We start from the raw sequence: 1,659 nt of genomic DNA, 5'->3' as shown, positions 1-1,659 counted from the left end.
ACCGGGTTATATAAAAAGGGTGGGGGATTTTTTTCGGGGAGCTGTGGATGGGCGTTGAAGTGCGGGGTGATGGTAAACCTTCCGCCGGCGGGTGTCAAGTCGCCCGCGGGCGGGTCAGGAGACCCGCCCCTACGTCGAATCGTCACCCGCCGGTATAAAACTCGTAGGGGCGACCGTCCACGGCCACCCGTTCAATTGTGTCTCGTAGGGGCCGACCTTCAGGTCGGCCCGCGGGCGAGTCAGGAGACCCACCCCTACGCCATCGCAATTTACGAGTGTGGTGTGCGATGACGGCCGCCGTTGCCCGCGCCCGGTCGGCATGGTAAACTTGCGGCGTGAGAAAAACACGCGCCGCCCTCGTCATTTCAACACTTTGCGCCGCTCTGACCTCCTGCGTGCCGGGGCCGGGGCCGGTGGTCAACCCGCCGCCGAAGGTCACCGCCGACGAGCTCCTCGCCGAAATGGACGCCTACGCCCGGCGGCTGGAATCGGCCTCGGGGGTGATCACCCTTCAGGCGCGCACGCCCGATGGCGTATTGCCCGCCACGGAGCACGGCCTGGCCTTCGCCCGCCCGGATTCGGTCTACGTCGAAAGTATCGGGCCGATGGGGGAGATCGCCGTGGTGACGCGCGTCTGCGGCGGCCGGATGGCGGTGCGCTACGTCGCCGACGGGGTGTGGGCCGAGGGGTCCGCCACGCCGGGGAACGTGGAGAAGCTCGTCGGGGTGCCGCTGGACGTGGGGCTGTTGATGCGGGCGCTCCTGGCCGAGCCGCTGGTCCAGGGCGAAGGCTTCGACGGCACCGTGCGCTACATCCGCCCGGAGGCTGAGAGCGACCCGACGCGAATCGCCCTGCGCCGCGAGGACGGGACGCGGGCCCTTCTAATCACGGTGGACCCCGCGGGCCCCGTGCCGCGGTCGCAGGTGCTCTACGACGCCGCCGACGCGCCCGCCCTGCGGGTGGAGTACTCCGATTACGCCGAGGTGGACGGCCTCCTGCGCCCGCAGCGGATTCTTTTGGAAGATTACGCCGACTCCTCGGTGGAGGTCCGATTTTCCTCCCAGGAGGTGAACCCAACATTACCCGAAGGGCTCTTCGATTTAACGCCGCCCGAGGGGGTCCGGGTCGTGGAGCTGGACGGGGTGGACGCGCCCTGAATCGGCGCGGGGGGCGCACTCTCCGCAGCAAGGAACCGAAGAGGCCCCGGTTGCGCCCGGGGCGTTTTAATGGCATTATTTCCGGTGAAAAACCTACCCTCCATCCCAGGAGCCCCCCATATTGACCGCCTTCCCCTACCCCAGCCCCGAGTTCGCCCGGGACGAACCGCTCGTCGAGCTGGCGAAGATTCTCCGCTGCGAGATTGTGTGCATGACTAACCGGGCCGGTTCGGGGCACCCCGGCGGGTCGCTCTCGGCGGTGGAGATTCTGAGCTTGCTGTACCTTTCCGAGCTACGCCACGACCCGGCGAACCCCAAGCGCCCCGACCGCGACCGCTTCGTCCTCTCCAAGGGCCACGCCTGCCCCATCCTCTACGCCCTCCTGGCCTACTGCGGCTACTTCCCCGCCGAGGAGCTCTGCCACCTACGCGAGGTGGGCCACATCCTCCAGGGGCACCCCTCGATCCAAACCCCCGGCGTGGACGCGAGCACGGGGTCGCTG

Annotated in this window: 2 protein-coding genes; both read left to right on the top strand. The window is 68.1% G+C overall.

Annotation, left to right across the window (positions count from 1 at the left end):
- Nucleotides 1-335 precede the first annotated feature (335 nt).
- A complete protein-coding gene (locus tag NTW26_00445; GenBank protein MCX7020743.1) occupies nt 336-1,157 on the top strand; it encodes a hypothetical protein in 822 nt (273 codons plus the stop codon).
- A gap of 121 nt (nt 1,158-1,278) precedes the next feature.
- The coding region (locus NTW26_00440; protein ID MCX7020742.1) for a transketolase at nt 1,279-1,659 on the top strand (381 nt) is incomplete at its 3' end.

Source organism: bacterium (genome assembly GCA_026398675.1).
In the GTDB taxonomy this organism is placed as follows: domain Bacteria; phylum RBG-13-66-14; class RBG-13-66-14; order RBG-13-66-14; family RBG-13-66-14; genus RBG-13-66-14.
Note: the sequence above shows the minus strand (reverse complement) of the source record. Positions and strands in the feature narration are given on the sequence as shown.